We start from the raw sequence: 26,981 nt of genomic DNA, 5'->3' as shown, positions 1-26,981 counted from the left end.
CGTTTAAGTCCTGTGGAATACCGACAAGAACTTGGTCTAGCCGCATAAAACCAGTCCAAGTTTTTATCCGCACCCCCGGCGGGTCAGTTTTGCGTGGAAATTAACACGTGAGGTCCAGTAGCTCTGAGGCGGCAGTGATGGAGCCCGTATCCACGACTGCCACAAAGGCCTGCAATTCATCGAGAGTGGTTTTCATTATTGAATTTAATTCAAGAGAATTTGTTTTATACAGGGCTTAATCTGCAAATATTAACTGAGGACACTGCAGTCCATTGAAAAACCAATACCGGATTGCAGTCATGCCTCTTGCCCTGCTTGCCCTGACCCTGGCGGCTTTTGCCATAGGGACCACCGAATTCGTCATTGTTGGATTGATTCCGACCATTGCTGACGATCTCATCGTTTCCCTGCCGTCAGCCGGCCTGCTGGTTAGCCTGTATGCGCTGGGCGTGGCCGTCGGCGCGCCCATTCTGGCGGCACTGACCGGCCGCGTACCGCGCAAGCTGCTGCTGGTTGCGCTCATGGCCTTGTTCACTGTCGGCAATCTGGTGGCCTGGCAGGCCCCCGGGTACGGCACGCTGATCGTGGCGCGCCTACTGACCGGCCTGGCCCATGGCGTGTTCTTCTCGGTTGGCACTATTGTTGCAACCAGCCTGGTGCCGCGCGAAAAGGGTGCCAGCGCGATCGCGACCATGTTCAGCGGCATGACCGTGGCCTTTGTCACTGGCATTCCGCTGGGTACCTTCATCGGCCAGCACTTTGGCTGGCGCACCACCTTTCTGGTCGTGGCAGCCTTTGGTTTGGTGGCGATGATCGGCGCGTGGGCTCTGGTGCCGCGCAATATCGCTCATACCGCGCCGGCGCCGCTGAGCCGTCAACTGCGCGTGCTGTTGCTGCCGCGCCTGCTGCTGGTCTATGCCATGACGGCCGTTGGTTACGGCGGCTCGCTGATCGCCTTCACCTTCTTGGCCCCGATTCTGGAAGATATCACCGGCTTCAGCCCCAATATGGTGAGCCTGGTGCTGCTTGCCTATGGTGTTTCGGTAGCTGTCGGTAATTTCTGGGGCGGCCGTCTGGCCGACCGCAAGGGCCCGGTGGCGGCGCTCAAGCTCATTTTTGCGCTGCTGGCCGCCGTGCTGCTGGTGCTGACCTTCACGGCCCCTAACAAGCCGCTGACTGTGCTGACCGTGCTGGCCTGGGGGGCAGTGGCGTTTGGCAACGTGCCCGGTCTGCAGGTCTATGTGGTGCGTCTGGCCGAGCAGGTAGCACCCGATGCGACCGACGTGGCCACGGGTTTCAACATTTCCGCCTTCAATCTGGGGGTGGCAGGCGGTTCCTGGGCCGGAGCGCAGGTGGTCAGCCAATTGGGCCTAGCTCATACGCCATGGGTCGCAGCACTGGTAACACTGGGCGCTTTGGGCCTAACCGTGATGTCCGGTCGCCTGGACCGCCGTGTCGAGTCGCAGTCGTTGGCCCGTGTCTGATGCCGCTGCTTTTTCATCCTCCGCTCATCTCGCTGTCAATAATTCCCTGTAGGAGAGGCTGCAATGAAACCCTCGGCCGCTTTGTTCGCCCTGGCCATTGGTGCATTCGCCATCGGCACCACCGAATTCACCCCCATGGGCCTGCTGCCCGTCATTGCCGACGGCGTGCAGGTCAGCATACCCACGGCGGGCATGCTGGTTTCGGCCTACGCCATCGGCGTGATGGTCGGAGCGCCGATCATGACTTTGCTGTTCAGCCGCTTCGGCAAGCGCGCGGCGCTGATAGGGCTGATGGTTCTTTTCACTGTCGGCAATCTGCTGTCGGCATTTGCGCCTAGCTACACCACTCTGCTGCTGTCGCGCCTGATCACCAGCCTCAACCATGGTGCCTTCTTTGGCATCGGTGCCGTGGTGGCGGCCAGCGTGGTGCCCAAGGACAAGCAGGCCAGCGCCATCGCCATGATGTTCATGGGTCTGACCATTGCCAATATCGGCGGCGTGCCTGCTGCTACCTGGATAGGTCAGCGGGTCGGCTGGCGCGTGGCCTTCGGCGGCACGGCCCTGCTGGGCCTGATCACCATCGCTGCGCTGTGGCTGGTCCTGCCCAAGGGCCAGCCCGGCCCGCGCCCCGACGTGCGCCGCGAGCTCAAGGTCTTGACCCGCCCAGAAGTTCTGCTGGCCATGGGGACCACGGTGTTGGGCGCCGGCGCCATGTTCACGCTCTACACCTATGTGGCTCCGGTGCTGGCCGAGATCACTCACGCCAGCCCCGGTTTCGTGGCCTTTGCCCTGGTGCTGATCGGCATAGGTTTCACGCTGGGCAACAGCATTGGCGGCAAGCTGGCCGATTGGTCGCTGGATGGGGCAACCAAGCTCATCCTCGGCGCGCTGGCTTTAGTCATGGCCGTGTTGCCCTTTTTGATGAGCACGCAGGTTGGTGCAGCCGTCGGCCTGGTGGTCTGGGGCGTGGCTGCCTTCGGCATCGTGCCTCCGGTACAGATGCGCGTCATGCAGGCTGCGGCTCAGGCTCCCGGCCTGGCCTCATCGGTCAACGTCGGCGCCTTCAATCTGGGCAATGCTGTGGGAGCAGCTCTGGGCGGTGCCGTCATCGGCCAGGGCCTGGGCTATGCGGCCGTTCCGCTGGCTGGCGCTGTCTTGGCGGTGGGGGGTCTGGGCCTGGTTTGGCTGGGTAGCAGCCGCCGCCAAAGCGCGGTGCAGGGCGCCTGAGCAGGGGCAATCAAAGGCAATTGACTCAAAGGCCAGTCCATGGGACTGGCCTTTTTTATTTTTGTGCATCAAATGGGATGAGAGCTCTGATGGCAAAGCGCTGGTAGCTATCAAAAATGATATTGAATTCAGCTGTGCTCAGCATGCAGCAGCCTCTATATTTGATTTTATTTCAAAAGAATTTGTTTTATGCAGGGCTTAATTTGCAAATATGAAAAGCGCAGACTTCAGTCATCGGAAAAGCAATTCCGCCTTTCACATCAACCCAGGAGTCCCTTCATGAGCAACATCCCAACTTTCGGCGTCGGCACCTTCCGTTTGAACGGTCAGGTCGTGATCGACTCGGTGCGCAATGCACTCGATGTGGGTTACCGCGCTGTCGACACGGCTCAGATCTATGGCAACGAAGCCGAAGTCGGTCAGGCGATTGCCGAGAGTGGCGTGGCACGTGGCGACCTGTTCCTGACCACCAAGATCTGGGTCGAGCACTACAGCAAGGCCAAGCTGATCTCCAGCCTTCAGGACAGCCTGAAAAAGCTGCGTACGGACTACGTGGACTTGACCTTGATCCACTGGCCCGCCCCCGGCAATGGTGTCGAGCTGTCCGAGTACATGGAAGCGCTGGCCGATGCCAAGGCCAAGGGGCTGACCCGCCAGATCGGTATCTCCAACTTCAATATCGAACTGACCAAGCAGGCCATCGCCGCCGTGGGCCAGGGCGAGATTGCCACCAACCAGATCGAGCTGAGCCCCTATCTGCAGGGCCACAAGCTGACCGCCTTTTTGAAGGAGCAGGGCATTCAGGTCACTTCCTACATGACCCTGGCTTACGGCAAGGTGCTCAAGGACCCGGTGCTGATCCAGATTGCCGCCAAGCACAACGCCACGGTGGCGCAGGTAGCCCTGGCCTGGGCGCTGCAGCTGGGTTATGCGGTGATTCCCTCGTCGACCAAGCGCGAGAACCTGGCCAGCAACCTGCTGGCGCGCGATCTGAAGCTGGATGCCGAAGACATGGCGCTGATCGCCGCGCTGGAGCGCAACGGCCGTGAAGTCAGCCCCGAAGGCCTGGCTCCTATCTGGGATTAAGGGAGAGCCTGCAATGACTGCTTCTCTGGCTCGCTTGACCGAAGGCGGCTTCAGCATCGGTATCGAAGCTCCTCTGGATAACGACTGGACGCCTGCGGGCGACCAGGCGCGGCGCGAGGCTGGCCGCCTGCCCGGCGAGCCGGACCTGCGCCGCCATGCCGAACTGGCCCGGTTGGCCGATCGTCTTGGTTTTCGCGCCCTGTGGGTGCGCGATGTTCCGCTGTACGACCCGTCGTTCGGCGATGCGGCCCAGGTATTCGAGGTGTTTTCCTATCTCGGTTACCTGGCTGGCATCACGCAGAACATTCTGCTGGGCACCGCAGCCGTGGTGCTGCCAATTCGTGAGCCGCTGCTCACGCTCAAGTCCGCTGCCACGGTGCAGCGCCTGAGCGGCAACCGCCTGATGCTGGGTGTGGCCAGCGGCGACCGTCCGGTGGAGTACCCGCTGTTCGGGCGCGACTTCGAGGGCCGTGGCGCGAACTTCCGCGATCAGGTGGAACTGCTGCGCGAAGGTGCGCAGGCCCGTTTGCCGGGTGGACTGGATGTGCTGCCGTGCATGGAGTCGCCGCTGCCGCTGCTGGTGGCCGGGCTGGCCCAGCAAACCCCGAACTGGGTGGCTGAAAACATGGATGGCTGTCTGGCCTATCCGGGCACGCCCGAGGACCATGCACGCCGCGTGGCCGCATGGCGCGCCGTGGCGGGTGACAAGCCACACACCAAACCGTATGCCAGCTTCATCCATCTGGACTTGACCGAAAACGCCGATGAGCCGCTGCAACGCTGGCGCTTCGGCCTGCGTGGCGGCCGCAAGGCCTTGATCGAGGAGCTGCATGCACTGCGCGCAGCCGGTGTCGATCATGTCGGCCTGCATTTCCGCCGCAACCAGCGCCCGCTTGACGAGACTTTCCATGAGATCGCCGAGCATGTGCTGCCCATTTTTCATCATTCGTTGGCCAAGGTGACGGTACCGGCCGAGGAGATTTGCAATGCCTGATATCCAAGATCCCTTGTTCAAGAACTATTCGATGGGCGGCCTCAATCTGCCCAGCCGCATCGTGATGCCCCCGATGACGCGCTCGCGCGCCAGCCAGCCCGGCGATGTGCCCAATGCGCTGATGGCCGAGTACTACGCTCAGCGCGCCAGCGCCGGCCTCATCATCAGCGAAGGCACCTGGATTTCGCCGCTGGGCAAGGGCTATGCCTGGACGCCCGGCATCCACACCGCCGAGCAAGTCACTGGCTGGCGACTGGTGACCGATGCCGTGCATGCCGCTGGCGGTCGCATCTTCGCCCAGTTGTGGCATGTGGGTCGTTTGAGCCACACCAGTTTGTTGAATGGCCAGTCGCCTGTATCTTCTTCGGCCATTCAGGCCCGGGGCGTGAATGTGTTCGTGGCCGATGCCGACGGCAAGCCCGGCTTTGCGCAGGCCTCCATGCCGCGCGCTTTGAGCGTTGACGAAATCCATGCCATCGTCGATGACTACCGCCAGGCCGCACGCAATGCCATGGAAGCGGGCTTTGACGGTGTCGAACTGCACGCCGCCAACGGCTATCTGGTCAACCAGTTCATCGACTCCAACGCCAACAACCGCACCGACGAATACGGTGGCGTGCTGGAAAACCGCCTGCGTTTCCTGGGTGAAGTAACCCGCGCCCTGGTTGAAGGCACGGGCGATGCCGGCCGTGTCGGCATCCGCCTGGCGCCGCTGACCACGCTCAACGGCTGCGAGGACGCAGACCCCGAAACCACCTACCTAGGTGCCGCCAGGCTGCTGGCCGATATCGGCGTGGGCTACATCCACATCGCCGAAGCCGACTGGGAGCAAGCTCCGCATATGCCGGTGGAATTCAAGCAGCGCCTGCGCAAGGCCTTCCCCGGCACCATGATCTATGCCGGTGCCTACACGGCAGAGCGTGCCCGCGAGGCCGTGGTGCAGGGCTGGGCTGACCTGGTCGGCTTTGGTCGGCCCTTTGTGGCCAATCCCGACCTGCCCGAGCGCCTGCGCATCGGTGCGCCGCTGGCCTTGCATGAGCGCGAAACGCTTTTCGGCGGCGGCGAGCGCGGCCTGACCGATTACCCCACGCTGGAAACTGAATCCGCAGAGGCCTGAACCATGAGCAATACCCCAAACATCTCCAAGCGCATCTCCGTGCCCACCGCACTGGGCTTTGGCACGGCACCGCTGGGCAATATGTACCGCAACATTCCAGAGCAGGAAGCCCTGGACACGGTGGAATCGGCCTGGCAGCAAGGCATTCGCTATTTCGACACGGCTCCCATGTATGGTGCGGGCCTGGCCGGAGTCCGCCTGGGCGAAGCCCTGAAGCACCATCCGCGCAATGAATACGTGCTGAGCACCAAGGTCGGCCGCCTGCTGACCGACGAGCTCGAAGATACGAGCACGCGTGATCTGGGCGAGAAGAGCGGCCTGTTCCAGTACGGTTTGGCCAACAAGGCCGTCTATGACTACACGGCCGACGGCACGCTGCGCGCCATCGAGGCCAGCCTCAAGCGTCTGCAGGTGGACCATATCGACTATGTCTTCATCCACGACCCAGCGGTCGATTTCCACGGCGACCAGTGGAAGGACGTTTTCCAGATCGCCATGGACGGTGCTGCCAAAACCTTGATCAGCCTGCGTGAGCAGGGTGTGATCAAGGGCTGGGGCCTGGGTGTGAACCGCGTCGAACCCTGCGAGATGGCGCTGGAGCAATCGGACCCCGACGGTTTCCTGCTGGCCGGCCGCTACACATTGCTCGACCATGCGGACGCACTGCGCAAGCTGATGCCGGCGAGCCAGGCGCGCGGCGTGGGCATCGTGGTCGGCGGCCCGTACAACTCCGGCGTCCTCGCTGGGGGAGAGCACTACGAGTACCAGAAGGCGCCGCCGGAAATCCTGGCGCACGTGGCCCGCCTGCGCCAACTGAGCGAGGAGCATCAGGTGGATATTCGCGCTGCAGCGTTGCAGTTCTCGCTGGCCCACCCGGCCGTGACGGCTGCCATCCCCGGCGCCAGCCGCCCCGAGCGCATTGCCGAAAACCTGGCACTGGCCAAGGCGCCCATCCCCGCCGCGTTCTGGACTGCGCTGCGCGAGCAGGGCCTGGTGTCGGCCGAAGCGCCTCTGTCTCTCTAAGAAGCCATGAAATGCCGCTGTTCCCTGAAAAGGAGCAGCGGCGCGGCCCATCCATCTCTCCCTGGGAATCCATCATGAACTCCACCAACACTTCGCGCCCGCTGTTCGCCGGCCGCGGCTTCCGTGTCGACTATGACGGCCTGTCGGCGCACAACATCTATTCTGCGGACGGCGCTTCCGTCAGCTATGCCATCGTCAGCGGTCCCTATGCAGGTGCCAGCGGTGAATCGTCCTGCCAGTGGCAGGAGATCAGCGAGGGCGTGTACGCCGTCTCCTGGCAGGAGGCCAATGGCGCTACCGTCGTGCATATCGACGACTTCATTGGCGGTCGCTCGAAGGCCTTCTTCACGGCGGCCGATCTGAGCTTTTACCGCATGCAGGGGCCGTTGACCGAGCTGGATGTGTGACCAAGCCCTGATCTTTGCGGGGCTGAAAATTTGAAAGCTGCTTGCGCTTGTCGGTATTGGGTTTCAGATGGAAAACATGCTGAATATCGATATGGGCAAGCGCAAGCAGCTATCTTTTTTAAATCACTTCGGCACATCGTGGACACGGTCCTCGGCCACACCCGTGGCCTGCACCTTGTCCAAGGATTTCAGCAGCAGGCTGAGGGTAGGGCTGCGTGGGGCGCCCTTGCGCAGCACCAGCTCATAAGGCTCGCTGCGTGACTTGAGCTTCAACTGCAGCACTCCGAGTAGTGGCAAACCTTGCATAGGATTCTTTGCCTGCTAAGGATCGAAGGACAGCAACGGATCGAATAGCGACAGCCACAACCTGCCAGAAGCAGACATGCCTAAGGCTCTGAGGAGCATCCGCTTCGGGAGCATCACGGTAACGACAATGGGGCCAGGGAGCCGCCGAAGGTGAAGTACATCCGGGTCTCCACACTGGCTCCTGTCGAGGCTAGAGGATCATCATTGCGACCGCCCTGGCGGAAGCGGGGCGAGTTCCATCCGGTCCCGTCCCTTGCGCTTCGATGCGTAGAGGGCTTCGTCGGCCCGCTTGAGCCAATGTGACAGCTCGGTCTCGGGCTGGTCGAACAAGGTCGCACCGATGCTCAGGGACACTGGCTCGGGCGTTGCGAACATGGCGCGCGCCTGCTGCGCGAACGACTCGCGCAGGTTCTGTCCCAGCTCCTGTGCGACGGCACCGGAGACACTGCGCAGCAGAATCACGAACTCGTCCCCGCCCAGTCGCGCGGCCTGTGCGCCGTGGGGCAGCAAGCCTCGGATGAGGTCGCTCAGGGTCACCAGCAGGCGGTCGCCGGCATCGTGACCGTGCAGGTCGTTGACCTGCTTGAAGTGGTCAATGTCGATCAGCAGCAGGGCGCCCGGGCTGGCTGGCGAGGCCTGCCGCAGCAGCTCGGGTGCGCGCAGATAGAGCGCTCGGCGGTTGTCCAGGGCGGTCAGTGGATCGCGGGCGGCGATCTGTGCGATGCGCTCTTCGCGGCGATGGCGCTCGGTACCGGTCATGGACATCGCGAGTAGCATGATCGCCATCACGCCTTCCACCAGCGAGACCAGGATCACCGCGCCTCGGAAACTGGCCAGGTTGACGAAGGCGTCCGGTGCCACGGTCGAAGCGGCCTTGGCCAGGTAGAACAGGCCGTGTGCCAGCAGGACGAAGCGCAGCTGCGCCGCGCCCACACTCAGCGCTGCGCCATGCGGGCGCAGCAGCAGGCCGGCGCGCAAGGTGATGACGGCAATCATCAGCGACTGGATGCCCAGCATCGTTTTGGACCACCAGGGCCCGTCGGGGAGAAACAGCATCGCCAGCCAAACGACGGCCAGCAGCCACCAGGTGCGCGGCAGCCGGGTGCGCGTGAATCCGGCAACGCCAGCCAGGAACAGCCAGTGGGCTGAGATCAGCAAGCCGTTCGGGAACCAGATGCCGAACAGCACATAGCCACTGGAACGCAGCAGGGCCAGCACGCTGCCCACGGCGATGATCGCAAACCCCGCACTCCAGAGCAGCAGCGAGCGCTCGCGCACGCTGCTCCATTCTGCAGCCAGGTACAGTGCCGAGGCGGCGGCCATGGCCGCGGAGAGGACGAGCAGGGTGAAGGGATCGAGAACCATGGACGATGGATGTGTCAGCGCGGGAGCCGATCAGCTGCTCGGGGGGGCGACGGTCGGGGCCGTGGCATTGAAATGGAACGGGCCGCCCGCGAGGCGAATTGTCGCAGGATGCGGATTTTCAAGTATCTCTTGTGGGCTGGGTCGCCGGGAGGAATTAACGGATGGAGCCGGGCATAAGGAGAGGATGTCCGACGCCGTTCCCGCCACGATCGGCAGGCCGTCCTCGGTGACCTGCCACATGCTGACCGTCCGTGGGACCTCGCCGCTACGGCTGCGATTTCACACATGAAAAAGCCCCGGGGCAGGGCCACGGGGCTTGGTGTCCGAGTCAGAAGAACTTACTCGGCGCTGGGAGGCACATAGCCGGCTGCGGCATCGGCACCGCCGCCAAAGAAATGGTTTTCCATCTGGCGAGCCAGATACTGGCGCGCGCGGGCGTCGGCCAGGTTCAGACGGTTTTCATTGATCAGCATGGTCTGGTGCTTGAGCCAGTCGGCCCAGGCCTGCTTGCTCACGCTTTCATAGATACGCTTGCCCAGTTCGCCAGGGGCAGGGGGGAAATCCAGGCCTTCAGCGTCTTGACCAAGCTTGATGCAGTGAACGGTACGTGCCATGTGTAGGGTCCTCTTGGTTGATTTCAGATGTTTAGGTAATAACAAACTGAAATCTTAGTAGTTTGAGTTTTAAGAATGCGGCTCAAGAATGCGCAGCAACGGGGCAGAAGCCCGTTAACCATTCACTCCAAGAACACAGTCCAATGAAAAATCGTCGCAACTTTATCAAGTTTCCTCTGGCTGCCGGTCTGATTGCTGGCTTGACCCTCTCGGCTCTGCCCACATTGCCCGCTTTTGCTCAAACCGGCGTGCAACTGCTCAACGTTTCCTATGACCCCACTCGTGAGCTGTATGTGAACTACAACCAGGCGTTTGCCAAGCACTGGAAGGCGACGCAGAACCAGGATGTGACCATCAAGCAGTCGCATGGCGGCTCGGGCAAGCAGGCGCGCTCCATCATCGACGGCATTGAGGCCGACGTGGCCACGCTGGCCCTTGCAGGCGATATCGACGCCCTGGTCAAGAACGGCAATGTCAAGGCCGACTGGCAAAAGCGCCTGCCGCACAACAGCGCGCCCTACAGCTCCACCATCGTGTTCCTGGTCAAGAAGGGCAATCCCAAGGGCATCAAGGATTGGGACGATCTGGTCAAGCCCGGCATTCAGGTGATCACGCCAAACCCCAAGACCTCGGGCGGTGCACGCTGGAACTATCTGGCAGCCTGGGAATTTGCCAAGCGCAAGTACGGCGGCGATGCGCAGGCCAAGGATTTCATCACCAAGCTCTACAAGAACGTGCCCGTGCTGGACACCGGCGCGCGCGGCTCCACCGTGACCTTTGTGCAGCGCGGCCTGGGCGATGTGCTGCTGGCCTGGGAGAACGAGGCCTATCTGGCACTCAAGGAGTTCGGCCCCGAGAAGTTCCAGATCGTCGCGCCTTCGCTGTCCATCCTGGCCGAGCCTTCGGTGGCCGTGGTCGACAAGGTGGTCGATAAAAAGGGTACGCGTACTGTGGCCGAGGCCTATCTGAAGTATCTGTACTCCGAGGAGGCCCAGCGCATTGCCGGCAAGAACTTCTACCGCCCGACCGATGCCAAGGTGGCCGCCGAGTTCGCCAGCCAGTTCCCCAAGCTGGAGCTGTTCACCATCGACAAGGCTTTTGGCGGCTGGGCAGCGGCAGACAAGGCTCACTTCGCCGATGGCGGCAGCTTCGATCAGATCTACACCAAGAAATAAGAGAAACGCAGGACGGGAGCACGATGAGTGCTCCTGTCTTTGCAATGACAAAAAGATAGAGCCAAGCCATGTCGATTTTGCTGATTGCCGGTAGTCCCTCGCAGCCCTCGCGCTCCAGTGCCCTGCTCAATGCCGTGGCCGCCCGTCTGCAGGCCCAGGGTCTGAACACCGAGCCCGTGCTGCAGCTCAACCAGCTGGACCCCGCAGCCCTGTTGCATGCCCGCTTCGATCATGCCGAGATTCGTGCCGTGACCGAGCGCGTGGCCCGGGCCGACGCGGTGGTGGTGGCCACCCCCGTCTATAAGGCCGCCTATAGCGGCCTGCTCAAGGTCTTTCTCGATGTGCTGCCTTAGACCGCGCTCAAGGGCAAACTGGTCCTGCCCCTGGCCACGGGCGGCAGCCCCCACCATATGCTGGCGCTGGACTATGCGCTGCGCCCCGTGCTGCAGTCGCTTGGCGCGCGCCACATCCTGCCGGGCATTTATGCCACCGACCAGGGTGTGCCCCTGCTGCCTGAAGGCGGTTATGGCCTGGCCCCAGAGATCGCCGAGCGCGTCGAGGATGCAGCCCGGTTGCTGGCCACCGATCTGCGCCGCAGTGCCCAATGGGCCGCAGCCAATGACTTTGAAAGCATCGCGTTCTCCGATGTGCGATGTAGCGTTTGAACCAACGCCCCCCTGAGCCGCTACGCGGCTTCCCCTTAGGGGACGGCAGCATCGCTGCGGGGCGGCCTTTGCTTGCTGCCTCACTGACGGGGCGGCACCCATTTCTCCATGTCTCTGTTTTTGATAGCAGTCCCCGCACTGCGAAGGCCGAGTTGCGCCTGAAATCAGGCCGAGGGTGCGCCTGAAGTGTGTGGACGGCAAGCTCCAAGGATTGATTTCTCATGACCGATCGCAACAACACTTCCGTCGTCATTTCGTCGCAACTGCTGAACACCACACGTCGTCAGTGGCTGGCGGGTACGGCGGCCTCGGCGCTGGCCCTGGCCTCGGGCGGACTGCATGCGCAGCAGGGCAATGGCACGGCAGGCGGGCAGCGTGTGCTGCGCGTGGGCCATCAAAAAGGCTGGCTGTCGATTCTCAAGAATCGCGGCACGCTGGAAAAGCGCCTGACCCCGCTGGGCGTGGCCGTGCGCTGGGTTGAATTCAATGCCGGCCCTGTGCAGCTGGAAGCGCTCAATGTCGGCTCGATTGACTTTGGCGATGTGGGTGAGGCCCCGCCCATCTTCGCCCAGGCCGCCGGTGCGCCCCTGGTCTATGCGGGTGCCACGGTGGCGCGCCCTGGTCTGGAAGCGGTGATCGTGCCCAAGGGCTCGGCGATTCGCAGCGTGGCCGACCTCAAGGGCAAGCGCATTGCCTACAACAAGGGCTCCAACGTCCATTACTTCCTGGTCAAGCTGCTGGAAAAGCATGGCCTCAAGTACGGCGATGTGCAGTCGGTCTTTCTGGCGCCTCCCGACGCGCGTGCCGCGTTCGAGAAAGGCTCGGTCGATGCCTGGGTGATCTGGGACCCGTTCCTGGCCTCGGCTCAGAAGGCCCTGGATGCACGCCTGCTGGTCGATGCCAGGGGCGTGGTCAACAACCGTGCCTACTACTTCACCTCGCGTGACTATGCGAGCCGCAATGCCGATGTGCTGCGCATCGCGATCGAGGAAATTGCCGCCATCGATGCCTGGGCCAGCAAGAACAAGAGCGCCGCCGCCGCCGAGCTGTCTCAGATCCTGGGCCTGGACACCGCGGTGACCGAGCTGTACCTGAGCCGTGCCGAGTTCGGCACCAAGGCCGTGAATGCCGAAATCCTGGGTGAGCAGCAAAAGATTGCAGACACCTTCTTTGATCTCAAGCTGATCCCCAAGAAGCTCAATTTGTTGCATGCCGCGCCCGTGGACTTGCTGGCCAGCCGCTGATTCATGAAAAGGTCATTACCATGAGTTCAGCATCCTCTTCACCCCGTTTCCATCGCGGCCGTCGCCAGGCTCTGCAACTGCTGGGCACCACGGCTTTCAGCTGGACCCTGGCCGCGCATTACGCCAACGATGCACTGGCCCAGCCTGTGCCGGTTATTGCGGCTCCGGCCCAGTTGCGCATCGGCTATCAGAAGTCGGCCGTCAATCTGGTCGTGCTCAAGCAGCATGGCGTTCTCGAAAAGCGCTTTCCAGGCACCAGGATCAGCTGGCTGGAGTTTCCAGCCGGGCCGCAGTTGCTGGAGGCGCTGTCGGCCGGAAGCCTGGACTTTGGCCTGACCGGCGATTCGCCGCCCGTGTTTGCCCAGGCTGCGGGCAAGGATCTGCGCTATGTAGGGGCCGAGCCGCCCAAGCCTGAAAGCTCGGCCATTCTGGTGCTCGCCGATTCGCCGCTGAAGACCCTGGCCGACCTCAAAGGCCGGCGCGTGGCACTGCAAAAAGGCTCAAGCGCCCATTACCTGTTGGTGCGTGCGCTGGACAAGGCGGGTATTGCCTGGGCCGACATTCAGCCCGTGTATCTGGCACCAGCCGATGCGCGTGCCGCTTTCGAACGCGGCAGCGTCGATGCCTGGGCCATCTGGGACCCGTTCTATGCGGCCACCGAGCTGAGCATCCGGCCGCGCGTGCTGACCAGCGGTGAAGGGCTGTCGGGCAACAACTCTTTCTATCTGGCCTCGCGCGGCCTGGTCGAGCACCATCCCCAGCTCATCAAGGCCTTGTTCGACGAGCTCACGCGCGCCGATCAGCTGGTGCAGACCTCGCGCAAGGAGGCCGTGCAACTGCTGGCCGCTTTCAGCGGTCTGGAGGCGAATGTGGTCAGCCGCTTTATCGGCCGCAGGCCCAGCTCGCCGACCACGCTGCTCAATCCCGCCATCGTGGTCGAGCAGCAGCGCGTGGCCGATACCTTTTTTCGTCTGGGCGTGATTCCACGCCAGGTGAAGGTGGTCGACATCGTCTGGCAGCCCACAGCGGCGGAATACGCCGGCAATGGCCAGGCTAGCCCTGCTGCTTCATCCATTACGCCCCCCGTGGCATCCAGGTTCTAAGTCAGGTTCAAGGAGATTTCGTCATGCAAGTGTTCTGGTTCATTCCCACCCATGGTGATGCCCGCTACCTGGGCAGCAGCGAAGGCGCACGCCAGCTGAGCCATGACTATGTCAAGCAGGTGGCCGTGGCGGCCGACAGCCTCGGCTACGAAGGCGTGCTGATTCCCACGGGCCGCTCCTGCGAAGATCCCTGGGTAGTGGCGTCCAGCTTGCTGCCCGTCACCAAGCGCCTCAAGTTCCTGGTGGCCGTGCGTCCCGGCCTGCATCAGCCCAGCCTGGCTGCTCGCATGGCAGCCAGCTTCGACCGGCTTTCCGGGGGGCGGCTGCTGATCAATCTGGTCACCGGCGGCGATCAGGCCGAGCTGGAGGGCGATGGCGTGTTTCTCGATCATGCGACGCGCTATGAACAATCGGCCGAGTTCATCGAGATCTGGCGCGAGATTCTGGCACGTAGCCATGAGGGAAAGTCGCTGGATTTCGAAGGTCGGCATCTGCAGGTCAAGGGTGCCAAGCTGCTGTTCCCGCCGCTGCAAAAACCCTATCCACCCGTCTATTTCGGCGGTTCTTCGCCTGCCGCCCACGAGCTGGCGGCAGAGCAGGTCGATGCCTATCTGACCTGGGGCGAGCCACCGGCCGAAGTCGCCAAAAAGATTGCCGATGTGCGCCAGAAGGCCGATCGCCGTGGCCGCCAGGTCAAGTTCGGCATCCGCCTGCATGTGATCGTGCGCGAGACCGATGAAGAGGCATGGGCCGACGCCGAGCGATTGATCAGCCGCCTCAAGGACGAGACCGTGGTGCAGGCCCAGGCTGCGTTTGCGCGCATGGACTCCGAAGGCCAGCGCCGCATGGCCCAGCTGCACGCGGGCGGTACCAAGCGCAGCCGCAAGGACCTGGAGATCAGCCCCAATCTGTGGGCCGGCGTGGGCCTGGTGCGTGGCGGTGCGGGCACGGCCCTGGTGGGCAGCGCCCAGGCTGTGGCCGACCGTATCAAGGAATATGCCGATCTGGGCATAGACACTTTTGTGCTCTCGGGCTACCCGCATCTCGAGGAAGCCTATCGCTTTGCCGAACTGGTCTTCCCGCTGCTGCCCGTCAACGTGCAGGAAAAGCTCGGCGGTGGCAACCCCGGCGGCCCGTTCGGCGAGACCGTGGCCAATCTGTACTCGCCGCGAGCCGCCGCTTCGGGAGCCGCTGCTTCGGGAGCCGCCGCTCCAGAGCGCGAGCAGGTCCGAGTGTCGCAAAGCTGAAGGAGAGTGTATGAGTGATGTTCAAACGCTGACCTTGCAATCCGCTGCCCAGCCTGCAAGCCCGCCGGTGCCGCGCCTTGAGTTGCTGGCGCGTCAGTTCGCTTTGCGGCTGCTGCCCTGGCTGTTGCCGGTCGCGCTGATCGCTGCCTGGCAGGCCGCATCAGCCTATGGCTGGCTGTCCACGCGGGTGCTGCCCGCACCGCTGGATGTGTTGCGTGCAGCCTGGGCTCTGGCAGAGTCGGGCGAGTTATGGACCCATGTCAAGGTCAGTGCCGGGCGTGCGCTGGCGGGGCTGGCCATTGGCGGCAGCCTGGGCCTGCTGCTGGGTCTGCTCACAGGCTCGCTGCGCTGGGCCGAGACGCTGCTCGATTCCACGATCCAGATGGTGCGCAACATCCCTGCGCTGGCGCTGATTCCGCTGGTCATTCTGTGGTTCGGCATCGACGAATCGGCCAAGCTGTTTCTGATCAGCGTCTCGGTGTTCTTTCCCATTTATCTGAACACCTTTCACGGCATTCGCAACGTGGACCCTGGTCTGATCGAGATGGGCCGCAGCTACGGCCTCACGCGCTGGCAGCTGTATCGCGACATCGTCTTGCCGGGAGCGCTGTCTTCCATCCTCGTGGGCTTGCGTTTTTCGCTGGGGCTGATGTGGGTGATCCTGATCGTGGCCGAGACCATCTCGGCCCAGGCGGGCATCGGCTACCTGACCATGAATGCGCGTGAATTTCTGCAGACCGATGTGGTGCTGGTAGGCATCTTGCTCTACGCAATCCTGGGAAAGCTGGCCGATGTGTTTGCCCGTTCGCTGGAGCGCTGGTGGCTGCGCTGGCATCCGGGGTATCAGGGGTGACTCCCCCTGAGCCGCTGCGCGGCTTCCCCCTCTCTCTTCGGGAGGGGGACGACATCCTCGCTGCGAGACGGCTCTTGCTGGATGTCTCTGGCCTGGGTAGTGCGCTTTTTGGGGCTTGGTGGAAAGAATGAGAGGAGCTTGCGATGAGTAGTTTGTGGAGTCGTTTGACGCAGTCGCTGGTGGGTGCAGGTGCGCTGAATGCGCGTCAGCCGCTGGTGGCCTGGGAGGCTTCCTGGGACGAGGCCGAGGCCTTGCAGGCGAGTGGAAAGCTGTGGCAGCGGACCAAGGATGCGGAAGAAGAGCAGCAGGGCAGCAGCAAGCAGCCGGATGTGCAGCAGAAAGCGGCCCAGGGTGTGCATCTGCAGACGCTGCAGCTGACCAAGCGCTATGGCGAGCGTGAAGTGCTCAAACAGGTGCAGCTCGATGTCCGGCCGGGCGAGTTCATCGCCATCGTTGGGCGCAGCGGTTGCGGCAAGTCCACCTTGCTGCGCCTTGTGGCAGGGCTGGAAGAGGCCAGTGCCGGGCAGCTACTGATCGATGCGGGCGATGCGCGCGAGCAGCGCCGGCAGAACAGGGATACGCGCATCATGTTTCAGGACGCGCGTCTGCTGCCCTGGAAGCGGGTGCTGGACAACGTGATTCTGGGGTTGCCCGATTCGGCACGCGAGCGCGGCCGCAAGGTGCTGGCGCAGGTAGGACTGGCTGACCGCGAAAACGAATGGCCGGCGCGGCTGTCTGGCGGCCAGCGCCAGCGCGTAGCCCTGGCCCGTGCCCTGGTTCACCAGCCGCGACTGCTGCTGCTCGATGAACCGCTGGGCGCTCTCGATGCGCTGACGCGCATCGAGATGCACCGCCTCATCGAAGGTCTGTGGCGCAGCCATGGCTTCACGGCCTTGCTGGTCACGCACGATGTACAGGAGGCCGTGGCCCTGGCCGACCGCGTGGTGCTGATCGAGGATGGGCGCATTGCGCTCGACGAGCGCATCGATTTGCCGCGTCCGCGTGTGCATGGCGATGCCCGCTTTGCCGCGCTGGAGACACGCATTCTGGATCGCGTGCTGCAAAAGCCCGAGTCAGAACAGGCAACCGGATTGCCGAGCTGGCCTGGCGTGCCGGCTACGGGTCTGCGCTGGGCGATTTGAGCATCCAACGAAAACAAAGAGAAACAGGCGGCTGGCGCAGCCACAAGCTGTGCCGCCTGCCATCAAGATATGAATTTTCAGCAACTGCGTTCGGTCCGGGAAACGGCAAGGCGTGGCTTCAATCTGACCGAGGTGGCGGCCATGCTCCACACCTCGCAGCCCGGTGTGAGCCGGCAGATTCGCGAGCTCGAGGAGGAGTTGGGCATCGATATCTTTGTGCGCGCCGGCAAGCGTCTGACGGGCCTGACGCCGCCCGGCACGGCCTTGCTGCCTATTGTCGAGCGCATGCTGCTGGAAGCCGACAATCTGCGTCGCGCAGGAGAGGACTTCCACGCCAGCGAACGTGGCGGCCTGTCGATTGCTGCTACGCATTCCCAAGCACGCTATGCCTTGCCCCAGGTGGTGCGTGATTTCCGCAGGCTCTACCCCCAGGTTTCGCTGCATCTGCATCAGGGCTCGCCACGCCAGGTGGCCGAGATGCTGCTATCAGGCGAGGCCGATATCGGTGTGGCCACCGAGGCACTGGGCAGTTATGAGAACCTGGTGACCCTGCCTTGCTACCGCTGGTCGCACAGTGTGGTCGTGCCGCCCGGCCATGAACTGCTCGATACGGACGGAGCACTGACGCTGCAAGCGCTGGCGCGCCACCCCATCATCACCTACGAGCAGGGTTACACGGGGCGTGCCCATATCGACAAGGCGTTTGCGGCGACCGGGCTGGTGCCCGATGTGGTGCTCACCGCCATGGATGCCGATGTGATCAAGACCTATGCGGAGCTGGGCATGGGCGTGGGCATCATTGCCTCCATCGCTTTCGATGCCGAGCGCGACCGCCATCTGCGCGCTATCGATGCCCGTCATCTGTTCGAGGTCAATCTCACGCGCCTGGCTCTGCGCCGCGATGCCTGGCTGCGTGGTTATGCCTATGCCTTCATCGAGAGCTTTGTGCCTACGCTGACCCCCGGGGTGGTGCGTGCGGCACTGCAATCTGCCGAAGGCTGAATTTCAACTCGAACCTCCCGAAAGAGCTTCAAGCCCCTGGTATTGCACTGCATGGGGCGACTGTGCAGCAGGGGCTGGCACAGGTGGTGCTCAATGCCTCCAACTTTTTGCGCAGCTTGGGCATCCTTGTAATCCGCGCGATGCATGGCCACGCAGGCTTGTGCCACGCTACGGTCGCTTATTTTTATAAGATGTTTTTGATATAAAAATTTTTGTTTTTATTCTTTTGAGTTTTTTGAAGAAGGTTTCAGAATTGTTTTCATGCAGTGCAGCAAACACTGTTTTTCAGAACCTTCATGACTTCTCAGGAGAATTTTGTATGTCCATTCAAGCCATCAACGTACGCAATCAGTTCAAGGGCAAGGTCAAGGAAATCATCCGCGGTGACGTGGTCTCGGAAGTGGATGTGGAAACGCCCTGGGGCATCGTCACTTCGGTGATCACCACGCGCTCGGTCAATGATCTGGGCTTGGCGGTGGGCTCGGAGGTTGTAGCTCTGGTCAAGTCCACAGAGGTGTCCATCGCCAAGCTGTAAATCTCATTTACTCTCAAAGAGCACCCAGCGCAGGTACTGCTTGCGCTGGGTGCTCTCTTTTTTGGACCCGCTAATACCACCCTTGATATATCGTTGCTTCGCCTTGCCGTACTGGGCACTGTCTGCGGCTGTGCGCCTGGTCTCAATGGCAAACCTGCGGTTGGTAGCGGTTCTGACGGGCGTGGTGAGCATCGGGCGCATAGCGCCAAACAGGCATGGCCTAAGCAGTGGACAGCAAGCAAGGGCCTTGGCGGACCCCCGCGAAGCAGAGAGGGGGAAGGTGCAAAGCGCCTCAGGGGGGGTTGCCTATTCCAGCGTCATCAATGCCGCATTGCCGCCCGCTGCCGCCGTGTTGTGCGATAGAGCGCGTTCATGCCAGAGCCGCTCCAGCCGGACGGGTTGGCCTGTCACACAGCGTGTGGGCAGTATCAACGGGCCCGGGCGCCTTGCCAAGGCCTGCGCCCAGCGCAGAAATTGGGGGGCGTCGCATTCCAGCAGTGCTGCATCCATGGCCTCGGTCTCCGCAATTTCCTCGACGCTCAGCTCGGCAGGCAGCAGCCGCACATGAAGGCGCAGTGACTCTGGCAGCTTGCCGTGAACTGTGGTGCCGAGCGGGCCGGGTACCCACAGGGCTTGCGAGCCGCAGGCCAGTGCGGCAGCCAGTTGCAGCAGCAGCATGGTTCTTTCCTGCGCCAGGCACAGTGTGCGCGGCTTGCCAAGCAACTGGTAGAGATCGCGCTCGCCTGTGGGGCCGGGCAACAGACGCGCGGCATGCAGATCGGGCAGGGCCGATTGCAGGTGCTCGCAATCGTGGCTGACGATGGCTTCACCATGCTGCCTGGCCCAGTGACCCAGTTGCTGCAAGGCGGTCGCCGCTGCTGCCGTGACGGGTGCGGCACTGGCCTGTGTCTGTCCGGATTGATGCAGCAGCAGACTGAGCAAACGCAGGGGCGAGCCGGGTGTCTGCTGCAGGCGAGGCAGATACAGGGGGCCGCCGGCCTTGGGACCGGTGCCCGACAGCCCCTCGCCGCCAAAGGGCTGAACACCGACCACGGCCCCCACCATATTGCGATTCACATACAGATTGCCGACATGTGCCGCCTGGGCGACTAGCTGCACGGTTTCGTCGATGCGCGTGTGCAATCCCATGGTCAGGCCGTAGCCGAGGGCATTGATGCGCTCCAGCAACTGCGGCAGCTCGCGCCTTTGATAGCGCAGCACATGGAGCACGGGGCCGAAGACTTCGTGCTTGAGCTGATGCAGATCGGGCAGCTCGATCAGCGTGGGCGCTACAAAATGCCCTTGTGCGGCAGTTTCCGGGCTCAGCGGCGATTGATGGATGCGCAGACCCAGAGCCCTGAGTCTGGCGATATGCCGCTCGATAGCAGTCTTGGCATCGGCATCGATCACGGGTCCCACATCGGTAGCCAGCTCGACCGGATTGCCGCAATGCAGCTCTTGCATGGCACCGCGCAGCATGGCCAGCAGCCGGTCGGCGCAGTCGTTTTGGACGCACAGCAGGCGCAGAGCCGAGCAGCGCTGGCCTGCGCTGTCAAAGGCGGATGCAGCAATGTCCTGCACGGCTTGCTCGACCAGGGCGGACGAGTCCACCAGCATGGCGTTCTGGCCGCCGGTTTCGGCCACCAGCACCACGGGCTGGCCGTCGGGGCGCAGCCTGGCGGCGGTCTGCAGAGCCAGCAGTCGCGCCACCTCGGTGGAGCCGGTGAACAGCACGCCTGCCACGCGCGCATCGGCCACCAGCGCGGCGCCCACGGTCTCGCCCCGGCCGGGCAGCAGTTGCAGCACGTCTGGCGCAATGCCGGCCTGATGCAGCAGGCGCACGGCTTCAAGGGCGATCAGCGGGGTTTGCTCGGCGGGCTTGGCCAGCACCACATTGCCAGCGCCCAGGGCGGCTGCGACCTGGCCGGTGAAGATGGCTAGTGGAAAATTCCAGGGGCTGATGCAGACCACAGGGCCTATGCCGGGGGCGAGCAGATCCGCATCGGCCTGCCGCCGAATCTGAGCCGCGTAATAGCGCAGAAAGTCCACGGCCTCGCGCACCTCGGACACGGCATTGGCCGCAGTCTTGCCGGCTTCGCGCATCAGCAGGCTCATCAGCGGCTGCATCTGCGTTTCAAAGAGCTCGGCGGCGGTCTGCAGCAGACTGGCGCGCAGCTCGGCGGGGCTGGCTTGCCAGGCGGGCTGAGCCTGTGCGGCCGCCTGCATTGCCTGCTGAATCTGCGCGGGCCCGGCATCGCTGACATAGCCCAGCAACTCCTGATGGCTGGCCGGGTTGGTTATGGCTGTGCCGATGGCATCGGCGGCATGCACGGCATGGACACCCTGGCGAAGTTGTGCGGGCCGGCTTTGCACAAGCGTTTGAGACAGAGCGCTCAACACACCGTCATCGCTCAGGTCCAGACCAGATGAGTTGCGGCGCTGTTTGCCCAGCAGCTCGCGCGGCAGCACTATGCGGGGGTGGGGCAGGCCTACGTCATCGGCCGCAAGCAGTGTTTCCACCTCGGCTCGGGTTTGGGGATCCGGCTGCCCCTCAGCCCACGTTTGGTCTGCAGGGGCAGCTATCAAATCAGAGATGGGCCAGTCGGGGTTGGCGATGCGGTGCACGAATGAGCTGTTGGCGCCGTTTTCCAGCAGGCGGCGAACCAGATAGGCCAGCAGTGTCTCGTGCGTACCCACGGGAGCATAGATGCGGCAGGGGCGGCGTGCGGCCTTGTCCTCGGCCTCGACCACATGCAGGTAGAGCTGCTCGCCCATGCCGTGCAGGCATTGAAACTCATAACGTCCAGCGCTGTAGGGCTGGGCACCTGCCAAGGATTCGATGCTGGCCACGGTCTGGGCGTTATGGGTGGCGAATTGCGGGTAGATGGCGCTGGGTGCGGCCAGCAGCTTGCGAGCGCAGGCAATATAGGCTACATCGGTGTGGTGCTTGCGGGTGTAGACCGGATAGTCGCTCAGACCGTCGATCTGGGCGCGCTTGATTTCGCTATCCCAGTAAGCGCCCTTGACCAGGCGCACCATCAGGCGGCGTCCGCTGCGTCGGGCCAGGTCGATCAGATAGTCGATCACATAGGGACAACGTTTTTGATAGGCCTGAATCACAAAGCCCAGGCCGTTCCAGCCTGCCAGGCCAGGGGCGTGGGCCAATTGTTCCAGCAGGTCCAGCGACAGCTCCAGGCGGTCGGCTTCTTCGGCGTCGATATTGAGTCCTATGTCGTAGCTGCGTGCCAGCTCGCACAGCTGCAGCACGCGTGGCAGCAGCTCGCTCATCACGCGCTGCCATTGCGCGCGGCTGTAGCGCGGGTGCAGGGCGCTGAGCTTGATGGAAATGCCCGGCCGTTCATAGACGCCCTTGCCGTCAGCGGCCTTGCCGATCGCATGAATCGCATTCACATAGGACTGCATGTAGCGCTGCGCATCCTCTGCGGTGAGTGCGGCCTCGCCGAGCATGTCGTAGGAATAGCGAAAGCCTCTGGCCTGCAGCTCGCGTGCGCGCTCCAGAGCCTGGGAAATGGTCTCGCCCATCACAAACTGTTCGCCCATCAGGCGCATGGCCATGTCCACGCCCTTGCGCACCAGCGGCTCGCCGCCCCTGGCTGTGATGCGTTTGAGCGCCGCGAGCAGGCCTGACTCGCTATGCGTATCGACCAGCTTTCCGGTGACCACCAGTCCCCAGGCAGCTGCATTGACAAAGAGCGAGGGGCTCTTGCCCAGATGAGCCTGCCAGTCGCCGCCGCGCAGCTTGTCGCGGATCAGTGCATCACGGGTAGCCGTATCGGGGATGCGCAGCAAGGCTTCGGCCAGGCACATCAGTGCCACGCCTTCCTGCGAGGACAGCGAAAACTCCTGCAGCAGACCTTGCACCAGCCCCTGGCGCCCAGCGCTGGCGGGTTGGGCGCGCAGTTGCTCGACCAGCTTTTGCGCATGGGCAGCGACCTGGGCAGCCTGGGCGGGCGGCAGCGTGGCGGCAGGCAGCAGCCGGGCCACGGCATCGGACTCGGCCATGCGGGTGGCGCAACTGATGGCTTGACGCAGTTCATCGGCAGGGCGGCTGGAATCTGGCAGCGCAGTGAAAGTCGGCATGTCTGTGCAGGTGTCGTAGAGCCTGGACGCGAGCGGGTGCGCGGCCTTCACCATGTTCACAGCTGCATTGCATGCGGCCCGGGCGCAGCTGTCTACATAGGGAAAATCATTGCTGGTTTGTCGAAAAATGAATCACTATATTGAGTGAACTAAAAAGAGGAATTCACCAATGAATGACGCTTCAGAAGTGGATATCGACAGGATTGATCGAAAAATACTGGCAATTCTGCAAACCGATGGGCGTATCTCCAATCTGCGCCTGGCCGAACAGGTGGCGCTGTCGCCCACAGCCGTACAGGCCCGTGTGGCCCGGCTCACGCGCGATGGTTACATCCTGGGCTACGAAGCGCGGCTGAATCCGCAGAAGCTGGGCGTGGGCATGACGGTGTTTGTCGAGGTGCTGCTGGATCGCACCACGCCCCATGTGTTTGATGAGTTCAAGGCTGCCGTGCTGGCCTATCCCGCCATCATGGAATGCCATATGGTGGCCGGCGGCTTTGACTATCTGCTCAAGACCCGCATGGCCGATATGGCGGCTTACCGTGACTTCGCGGGCCGGGTGCTGTGGCAGCTTCCGGGCGTGCGCGAGACCAGAACCTATGCGGTGATGGAGGAGATCAAGGATGATGCGCGGCTGCCTTTGTAGGAGAAAAGCGCGTTTGCATGAAGAGTTCAGGACTCTGTATCTACGTTGACGCGGGCGAGCAACAACTGCTTTTTCAGGAATAGATGGGCCGCAAAAAACATGTAAATAATTGATACACACAGAGGTGGTTGCCGCAGTGCAGGCTGCGGCACAAGCTGTGCAGTTTTTCTCGATTAATGACCAAAAAGCGGCATCTATGAGAGTCAATGCACCAGTGACACAGCGGGAGTACAGCTTTGATGAGCACGCGACTCTGATGTCCACCACGGACACGGAGAGCTACATCAAATATGCCAATCAGGCGTTCATGGAGGTCAGCGGCTTCGAGCCGCAAGAGATCCTCGGCCAGACGCACAATCTGGTGCGCCACCCGGACATGCCCCCGGCCGCTTTTGCCGATATGTGGGCCACCCTCAAAAGCGGCGAGCCCTGGAGCGCACTGGTCAAGAACCGGCGCAAGAACGGGGACCACTACTGGGTTCGGGCCAATGCCATTCCCATCATCCGCAATGACAAGGCCAAGGGCTATATGTCGGTGCGCACCCAGCCCGAGCGCAAAGAGGTCGAGGCGGCGCAAAAGCTGTATGAGTCCATGCACGACAAGGGCGGTTCAGCGCCTGAGCTGCACAAAGGCATAGTCTCCAAGAAGGGGTTGGGGAAGTTGCTGTCGATCTGGCGGCACATGGGGGTGCGCCGGCGCATTCGCCTGAACTCGCTGGCCTTGTGGGGCGCCCTGGTGCTTGGGGCCTGGCTGCTGGGTCAAAGCCAGATGCAGTTCCTGTCGATGGCGGCCTTCATGACGGTGGCCCTGATGCTGATGACGCTGTTGCTCGAGAGCCAGTTCGCCACGCCGCTGGAGCTGCTCAAGCGTCAGTCGCTGAACGTGGCAACCGGCAACAACCGGCAGACGGAATACTTGCAGCGCTCGGATGAAATCGGCACCACGCTGCGCACGGTCAACCAGATCGGTCTCATGTTCCGCTGGCTGGTGGACGATGTGAACCAGCAGGCGCTCAATGTTCAGCAGGCCTGTAACGAGATCGAGCAGGGCAACAGCTATCTGCACGGGCAGACGGAGCAGCTGGCGGTGAATGTGGCCCAGACCTCGGCCTCCATGGAGCAGATCACGGCCCGGGTTCAGTCCAGCGCCGATACGGCGCAAAAAGCCGGCGTGCTGGCCAGCGAAGCCAGCGCGGCGGCCTTGCGCGGGGGGCAGTCCATGGATCAGATCGTCTCCACCATGGAGTCGATCACGGCCAACTCCCGCCGCATTGCCGACATCGTCGGCGTGATTGACAGCATTGCCTTTCAAACCAATTTGCTGGCGCTGAATGCGGCCGTGGAGGCCGCCCGCGCGGGCGAGCATGGCAGGGGGTTTGCCGTCGTTGCCGGCGAGGTGAGGGCCCTGGCGCAGCGCAGCGCCGATGCTGCCAAGGAGATCAAGGCGCTGATTCAGGCCAGCACGGCCACCATCGAGGCCGGCTCTCTGGTGGTCAGCGATGCGGGGAGCAATATCGGGGATATCGTCTCCCAGGCGCGCAGCGTGGCGGACTTCATTGCCGAGATCAGCAAGGCCACGCGCGAACAAAGCGAGGAGATCAGCCAGGTAGGGAAGTCGGTGGCGGACATGGACTATCTGACGCAGCAGAACGCGCAGCTGGTGACCCAGGGGGCGCAGGCTTCCAGCAGCATGCAATGGCAGGTGAAGAATCTTGTGGAAGCGATTGGCGTGTTCCGCTAGCCCGCGCTGCGAAGCGCCGCCATGCAGCCGGGGCCGGGCCATGGCGGCCATCGGCAGCCGGCTGTTTCCGCGTTTGAGCGGGAGGCACGTGATCTGCCCGCGACAAGCGCCTCAGCCCCAGAGCTGTGGCTTGTTCACCATCAAATAATAGGTGCCAGCCATGGCCACAAAGGCAGGGTAGCCCAGGGCCTCCCAGCGCAACTGGTATTGCCGGAAAAGCGGCGGCAGGGCCTGGCTCTGGCTATGGGCCTGATTTGCCATCGCTGCCATGCGGATCTGCAGCCAGACCACGGGCAGCCAGCAGATGCCGGCCAGCGCATAGAGGCCCAGCGAAAGCGCGAGCCAGGGAGTGATGAGTGGCCAGCCTGCAAGATAGGCCATGGCAATGCCCGTGACCGGCTGAATGAAGACGCAGGGAGTAGTGAACCACCAGTCGGCCCGCACCACCAGGCGGCTGACCACTGCCTGGGCAGCGACCGAGCCGTTGCGGTTGGCAAAGAACATGTAGAAGGCCGAGCCGAGGCCGGTACCGACCAGCAGCACGCTGGAGAGGATGTGCAGTGTCTTGAGCAACAGATAGGTATTCATGATTCAAGCCTGTTGTACGAGTGATCTGTTTGCAGCAAGAACCACAGCATGGCGGCGATGGGCAGGTTCTTGAGCAGCGGCCCCAGGGGGTGCAGCCACAGCGTGGGTTGAAGAGCCGTGCCGATCACGGTCATGGCCGTCATCAGCAGCAGGGCGCTCAGGTAGATGGCGCGGCCTGGACGCAGCAGCAAGGCCAGACCCAGAGCCAAATCGGCCAGCAGGCCGGACCAGATGAGCAGTGCCTGCCAGCGTGTATCGCCAATGCCGCCCTGGTCCAGCAAGCGGGCACCTTCGTGGTTGAGGCCCGAGAGTCCGAGATAGTCCAGTGCGCTGACCAGAGCCGTGCCCAGCCAGACGACGACCAGACTCGCGTGCATGAATTGGGCAGCTTGCTTCTGCGGGTTGGGTCTGCTGCTGTTTTGCAACTCAGGCATGGCGGCGGCCTTCCTTGGGCAAGGTGGCCAGCATGGCATCCGGAGCCACGGGAGCGCGCCCCAGCAGCGAGGCCAGGGTCTGAGGATCGGTAACGTTGTCGTTTTCCAGCAAGGCCATGGTTTCACTGCACCAGGGCAGGGAAGGGATCTGGTCGCCGACTCTGGCGCTGCCCTTGCTCATCCAGTCGGGCAGGGCATATACCGATGCCGGGCCGTAACCCATCTGGTTGCGCAGGCTGGCGATGAAGGCTTCTGTCGAAAGTGGCTGGGGGCCGCCGATTTCGACGATACCTTCGGATGTGTCCGATGTCGCCATATGCGCGAGCACTTCGGCGAGGTCGCGCACGGCCACGGGCTGTATCTGGCTGCTGCGCATGAGTTCGGGCAGCAGCAGAACGGGCAGCCTGGCCAGATTCAGGAACAGCTGGCTGCTGGCTCCGCCCGCACCAAAGATGATGCTGGGTCGCACGACAACGGGATGGAGCCCGCCTTGTCTGCCCAGCGCCAGCAGATGCTCGTCGGCTGCGCGCTTGGTGCTTGCGTACTGGGTGCCGCCCTGACCCGCGCCCAGGGCCGAGACCTGTACCACGCGGCGCACGCCGGCCTGGGCACAGGCATCGAACAGCGCGATGGGAGCCAGAGAGTGCAGGGTCTGCAGATCCTGGTCGGGCTTGTCGCGCAAAGCACCGACGGCGTTGATGACGGCATCGATGCCCTGCAGATGCTCAAGCCATGCCTCGGCCGTGGTGCAGGAGCCAAAGTCCAGCGGCGGCTGGCTGTGGCGGCTGCGCACCACGGGGTCGTGGTCCAGCAGGGCCAGCGCATTTACGATATGTCGGCCCAGAAAGCCTGTGCCGCCGCAGATCAGAACTCGCATACGCT

At 62.9% G+C, this 26,981-nt stretch carries 24 protein-coding genes and 2 pseudogenes; 18 read left to right on the top strand and 8 right to left on the bottom strand.

Annotated elements, in window-relative coordinates:
• Window positions 1-106: 106 nt before the first annotated feature.
• Window positions 107-196 (bottom strand): annotated as a pseudogene (locus tag ACWGXF_RS20345) (LysR family transcriptional regulator); the annotation flags it as partial.
• A 103-nt stretch (window positions 197-299) separates the two neighbouring features.
• On the opposite strand from ACWGXF_RS20345, the gene ACWGXF_RS20340 reads away from it, so the two are divergent.
• The 7 genes from ACWGXF_RS20340 to ACWGXF_RS20310 all read left to right on the top strand — a co-directional run bounded on the left by ACWGXF_RS20340 (window position 300) and on the right by ACWGXF_RS20310 (window position 7,338).
• Window positions 300-1,484: an MFS transporter gene (locus tag ACWGXF_RS20340; RefSeq protein WP_256630901.1), complete on the top strand. Its 1,185-nt coding sequence runs from the start codon at window positions 300-302 to the stop codon at window positions 1,482-1,484.
• 63 nt (window positions 1,485-1,547) lie between these two features.
• Window positions 1,548-2,711: an MFS transporter gene (locus tag ACWGXF_RS20335; RefSeq protein WP_256630900.1), complete on the top strand. Its 1,164-nt coding sequence runs from the start codon at window positions 1,548-1,550 to the stop codon at window positions 2,709-2,711.
• A 279-nt stretch (window positions 2,712-2,990) separates the two neighbouring features.
• Complete coding sequence (dkgB, locus tag ACWGXF_RS20330; protein ID WP_256630899.1) at window positions 2,991-3,797, top strand: 2,5-didehydrogluconate reductase DkgB; 807 nt, start codon at window positions 2,991-2,993, stop codon at window positions 3,795-3,797.
• 13 nt (window positions 3,798-3,810) lie between these two features.
• Window positions 3,811-4,791 (top strand): TIGR03571 family LLM class oxidoreductase, encoded by a 981-nt coding sequence (locus ACWGXF_RS20325; RefSeq protein WP_087865283.1) that lies wholly within the window; start codon window positions 3,811-3,813, stop codon window positions 4,789-4,791.
• On the top strand, window positions 4,784-5,908 hold the full coding sequence (locus ACWGXF_RS20320; protein ID WP_256630898.1) for an alkene reductase: 1,125 nt from the start codon (window positions 4,784-4,786) through the stop codon (window positions 5,906-5,908). The genes ACWGXF_RS20325 and ACWGXF_RS20320 overlap by 8 nt, the downstream gene beginning before the upstream one ends.
• A gap of 3 nt (window positions 5,909-5,911) precedes the next feature.
• Window positions 5,912-6,931, top strand: coding sequence for an aldo/keto reductase (locus ACWGXF_RS20315; RefSeq protein ID WP_452102404.1), 1,020 nt, complete (start codon window positions 5,912-5,914; stop codon window positions 6,929-6,931).
• A 74-nt stretch (window positions 6,932-7,005) separates the two neighbouring features.
• A complete protein-coding gene (locus tag ACWGXF_RS20310; RefSeq protein WP_256631262.1) occupies window positions 7,006-7,338 on the top strand; it encodes a MoaF-related domain-containing protein in 333 nt (110 codons plus the stop codon).
• 123 nt (window positions 7,339-7,461) lie between these two features.
• Here the strand turns inward: ACWGXF_RS20310 and ACWGXF_RS20305 are convergent, their stop codons facing one another.
• The 3 genes from ACWGXF_RS20305 to ACWGXF_RS20295 all read right to left on the bottom strand — a co-directional run bounded on the left by ACWGXF_RS20305 (window position 7,462) and on the right by ACWGXF_RS20295 (window position 9,623).
• Window positions 7,462-7,644 (bottom strand): hypothetical protein, encoded by a 183-nt coding sequence (locus tag ACWGXF_RS20305; protein ID WP_087864820.1) that lies wholly within the window; start codon window positions 7,642-7,644, stop codon window positions 7,462-7,464.
• A gap of 201 nt (window positions 7,645-7,845) precedes the next feature.
• Complete coding sequence (locus tag ACWGXF_RS20300; protein WP_256630896.1) at window positions 7,846-9,009, bottom strand: GGDEF domain-containing protein; 1,164 nt, start codon at window positions 9,007-9,009, stop codon at window positions 7,846-7,848.
• Window positions 9,010-9,347: 338 nt separating this feature from the next.
• Complete coding sequence (locus tag ACWGXF_RS20295; protein WP_003053502.1) at window positions 9,348-9,623, bottom strand: oxidative damage protection protein; 276 nt, start codon at window positions 9,621-9,623, stop codon at window positions 9,348-9,350.
• 143 nt (window positions 9,624-9,766) lie between these two features.
• Between ACWGXF_RS20295 and ACWGXF_RS20290 the strand changes: the two genes are divergently transcribed.
• From ACWGXF_RS20290 to ACWGXF_RS20250, 9 genes and pseudogenes are all read left to right on the top strand, one after another.
• Window positions 9,767-10,798, top strand: coding sequence for a sulfate ABC transporter substrate-binding protein (locus ACWGXF_RS20290; RefSeq protein ID WP_003053504.1), 1,032 nt, complete (start codon window positions 9,767-9,769; stop codon window positions 10,796-10,798).
• 68 nt (window positions 10,799-10,866) lie between these two features.
• Window positions 10,867-11,463 (top strand): annotated as a pseudogene (gene ssuE / locus ACWGXF_RS20285) (NADPH-dependent FMN reductase).
• A 221-nt stretch (window positions 11,464-11,684) separates the two neighbouring features.
• Window positions 11,685-12,707, top strand: coding sequence for a sulfonate ABC transporter substrate-binding protein (locus tag ACWGXF_RS20280; RefSeq protein WP_256630895.1), 1,023 nt, complete (start codon window positions 11,685-11,687; stop codon window positions 12,705-12,707).
• A 20-nt stretch (window positions 12,708-12,727) separates the two neighbouring features.
• The gene (locus ACWGXF_RS20275) at window positions 12,728-13,810 is read left to right on the top strand and encodes a sulfonate ABC transporter substrate-binding protein (RefSeq protein ID WP_012839009.1); all 1,083 of its coding nucleotides are present in this window, start codon (window positions 12,728-12,730) and stop codon (window positions 13,808-13,810) included.
• A 23-nt stretch (window positions 13,811-13,833) separates the two neighbouring features.
• Window positions 13,834-15,057, top strand: coding sequence for an FMNH2-dependent alkanesulfonate monooxygenase (gene ssuD, locus ACWGXF_RS20270; protein WP_202789018.1), 1,224 nt, complete (start codon window positions 13,834-13,836; stop codon window positions 15,055-15,057).
• 10 nt (window positions 15,058-15,067) lie between these two features.
• Window positions 15,068-15,910, top strand: coding sequence for an aliphatic sulfonate ABC transporter permease SsuC (gene ssuC / locus ACWGXF_RS20265; RefSeq protein WP_003066538.1), 843 nt, complete (start codon window positions 15,068-15,070; stop codon window positions 15,908-15,910).
• 143 nt (window positions 15,911-16,053) lie between these two features.
• Window positions 16,054-17,052, top strand: a complete 999-nt coding sequence (locus ACWGXF_RS20260; protein WP_039051089.1) for an ATP-binding cassette domain-containing protein — start codon at window positions 16,054-16,056, stop codon at window positions 17,050-17,052.
• A gap of 69 nt (window positions 17,053-17,121) precedes the next feature.
• Window positions 17,122-18,054: a CysB family HTH-type transcriptional regulator gene (locus ACWGXF_RS20255; protein WP_012839005.1), complete on the top strand. Its 933-nt coding sequence runs from the start codon at window positions 17,122-17,124 to the stop codon at window positions 18,052-18,054.
• A gap of 319 nt (window positions 18,055-18,373) precedes the next feature.
• Complete coding sequence (locus ACWGXF_RS20250) at window positions 18,374-18,589, top strand: TOBE domain-containing protein (RefSeq protein ID WP_003053517.1); 216 nt, start codon at window positions 18,374-18,376, stop codon at window positions 18,587-18,589.
• 306 nt (window positions 18,590-18,895) lie between these two features.
• Here ACWGXF_RS20250 and putA read toward each other — a convergent pair whose 3' ends face one another.
• Window positions 18,896-22,744, bottom strand: a complete 3,849-nt coding sequence (putA, locus tag ACWGXF_RS20245; protein ID WP_256630894.1) for a trifunctional transcriptional regulator/proline dehydrogenase/L-glutamate gamma-semialdehyde dehydrogenase — start codon at window positions 22,742-22,744, stop codon at window positions 18,896-18,898.
• Between the two features lie 115 nt (window positions 22,745-22,859).
• Here putA and ACWGXF_RS20240 point away from each other — a divergent pair, with 115 nt between their 5' ends.
• On the top strand, window positions 22,860-23,336 hold the full coding sequence (locus ACWGXF_RS20240) for an Lrp/AsnC ligand binding domain-containing protein (protein WP_003066527.1): 477 nt from the start codon (window positions 22,860-22,862) through the stop codon (window positions 23,334-23,336).
• Window positions 23,337-23,532: 196 nt separating this feature from the next.
• A complete protein-coding gene (locus ACWGXF_RS20235; protein WP_314353406.1) occupies window positions 23,533-25,077 on the top strand; it encodes a methyl-accepting chemotaxis protein in 1,545 nt (514 codons plus the stop codon).
• A gap of 111 nt (window positions 25,078-25,188) precedes the next feature.
• Here the strand turns inward: ACWGXF_RS20235 and ACWGXF_RS20230 are convergent, their stop codons facing one another.
• The 3 genes from ACWGXF_RS20230 to ACWGXF_RS20220 are packed head-to-tail and all read right to left on the bottom strand — an operon-like array spanning window position 25,189 to window position 26,976.
• Window positions 25,189-25,665 carry a DUF2269 family protein gene (locus ACWGXF_RS20230; protein WP_256630892.1) on the bottom strand — a complete coding sequence of 159 codons (477 nt, stop codon included), beginning with the start codon at window positions 25,663-25,665 and terminating at the stop codon, window positions 25,189-25,191.
• Entirely contained in the window at window positions 25,662-26,099 is a 438-nt protein-coding gene (locus ACWGXF_RS20225) for a DoxX-like family protein (protein ID WP_202789222.1), read from the bottom strand. The genes ACWGXF_RS20230 and ACWGXF_RS20225 overlap by 4 nt, the downstream gene beginning before the upstream one ends.
• On the bottom strand, window positions 26,092-26,976 hold the full coding sequence (locus ACWGXF_RS20220; protein WP_054075569.1) for an NAD-dependent epimerase/dehydratase family protein: 885 nt from the start codon (window positions 26,974-26,976) through the stop codon (window positions 26,092-26,094). Before ACWGXF_RS20220 ends, ACWGXF_RS20225 begins: the two co-directional genes overlap by 8 nt.
• Window positions 26,977-26,981 lie beyond the last annotated feature (5 nt).

It is taken from the genome of Comamonas sp. HJ-2 (genome assembly GCF_053615495.1).
The sequence above is the reverse complement of the archived record's forward strand: the minus strand, read 5'-3'. Positions and strand labels throughout refer to the sequence as shown.

Bases quoted from the DNA above. Each gene is read 5' to 3' on its own strand.
- ACWGXF_RS20250 (WP_003053517.1), top strand. From the start codon at position 18,374: ATGTCCATTCAAGCCATCAACGTACGCAATCAGTTCAAGGGCAAGGTC.
- ssuC (WP_003066538.1), top strand. From the start codon at position 15,068: ATGAGTGATGTTCAAACGCTGACCTTGCAATCCGCTGCCCAGCCTGCA.
- ACWGXF_RS20310 (WP_256631262.1), top strand. From the start codon at position 7,006: ATGAACTCCACCAACACTTCGCGCCCGCTGTTCGCCGGCCGCGGCTTC.
- ACWGXF_RS20305 (WP_087864820.1), bottom strand. From the start codon at position 7,644: ATGCAAGGTTTGCCACTACTCGGAGTGCTGCAGTTGAAGCTCAAGTCA.
- ACWGXF_RS20290 (WP_003053504.1), top strand. From the start codon at position 9,767: ATGAAAAATCGTCGCAACTTTATCAAGTTTCCTCTGGCTGCCGGTCTG.
- ssuD (WP_202789018.1), top strand. From the start codon at position 13,834: ATGCAAGTGTTCTGGTTCATTCCCACCCATGGTGATGCCCGCTACCTG.
- ACWGXF_RS20325 (WP_087865283.1), top strand. From the start codon at position 3,811: ATGACTGCTTCTCTGGCTCGCTTGACCGAAGGCGGCTTCAGCATCGGT.
- ACWGXF_RS20275 (WP_012839009.1), top strand. From the start codon at position 12,728: ATGAGTTCAGCATCCTCTTCACCCCGTTTCCATCGCGGCCGTCGCCAG.
- putA (WP_256630894.1), bottom strand. From the start codon at position 22,744: ATGGTGAAGGCCGCGCACCCGCTCGCGTCCAGGCTCTACGACACCTGC.
- ACWGXF_RS20255 (WP_012839005.1), top strand. From the start codon at position 17,122: ATGAATTTTCAGCAACTGCGTTCGGTCCGGGAAACGGCAAGGCGTGGC.
- ACWGXF_RS20230 (WP_256630892.1), bottom strand. From the start codon at position 25,665: ATGAATACCTATCTGTTGCTCAAGACACTGCACATCCTCTCCAGCGTG.
- ACWGXF_RS20280 (WP_256630895.1), top strand. From the start codon at position 11,685: ATGACCGATCGCAACAACACTTCCGTCGTCATTTCGTCGCAACTGCTG.
- ACWGXF_RS20340 (WP_256630901.1), top strand. From the start codon at position 300: ATGCCTCTTGCCCTGCTTGCCCTGACCCTGGCGGCTTTTGCCATAGGG.
- ACWGXF_RS20235 (WP_314353406.1), top strand. From the start codon at position 23,533: ATGAGAGTCAATGCACCAGTGACACAGCGGGAGTACAGCTTTGATGAG.
- ACWGXF_RS20320 (WP_256630898.1), top strand. From the start codon at position 4,784: ATGCCTGATATCCAAGATCCCTTGTTCAAGAACTATTCGATGGGCGGC.
- ACWGXF_RS20220 (WP_054075569.1), bottom strand. From the start codon at position 26,976: ATGCGAGTTCTGATCTGCGGCGGCACAGGCTTTCTGGGCCGACATATC.
- ACWGXF_RS20295 (WP_003053502.1), bottom strand. From the start codon at position 9,623: ATGGCACGTACCGTTCACTGCATCAAGCTTGGTCAAGACGCTGAAGGC.
- ACWGXF_RS20300 (WP_256630896.1), bottom strand. From the start codon at position 9,009: ATGGTTCTCGATCCCTTCACCCTGCTCGTCCTCTCCGCGGCCATGGCC.
- ACWGXF_RS20225 (WP_202789222.1), bottom strand. From the start codon at position 26,099: ATGCCTGAGTTGCAAAACAGCAGCAGACCCAACCCGCAGAAGCAAGCT.
- dkgB (WP_256630899.1), top strand. From the start codon at position 2,991: ATGAGCAACATCCCAACTTTCGGCGTCGGCACCTTCCGTTTGAACGGT.
- ACWGXF_RS20335 (WP_256630900.1), top strand. From the start codon at position 1,548: ATGAAACCCTCGGCCGCTTTGTTCGCCCTGGCCATTGGTGCATTCGCC.
- ACWGXF_RS20260 (WP_039051089.1), top strand. From the start codon at position 16,054: ATGAGTAGTTTGTGGAGTCGTTTGACGCAGTCGCTGGTGGGTGCAGGT.
- ACWGXF_RS20240 (WP_003066527.1), top strand. From the start codon at position 22,860: ATGAATGACGCTTCAGAAGTGGATATCGACAGGATTGATCGAAAAATA.
- ACWGXF_RS20315 (WP_452102404.1), top strand. From the start codon at position 5,912: ATGAGCAATACCCCAAACATCTCCAAGCGCATCTCCGTGCCCACCGCA.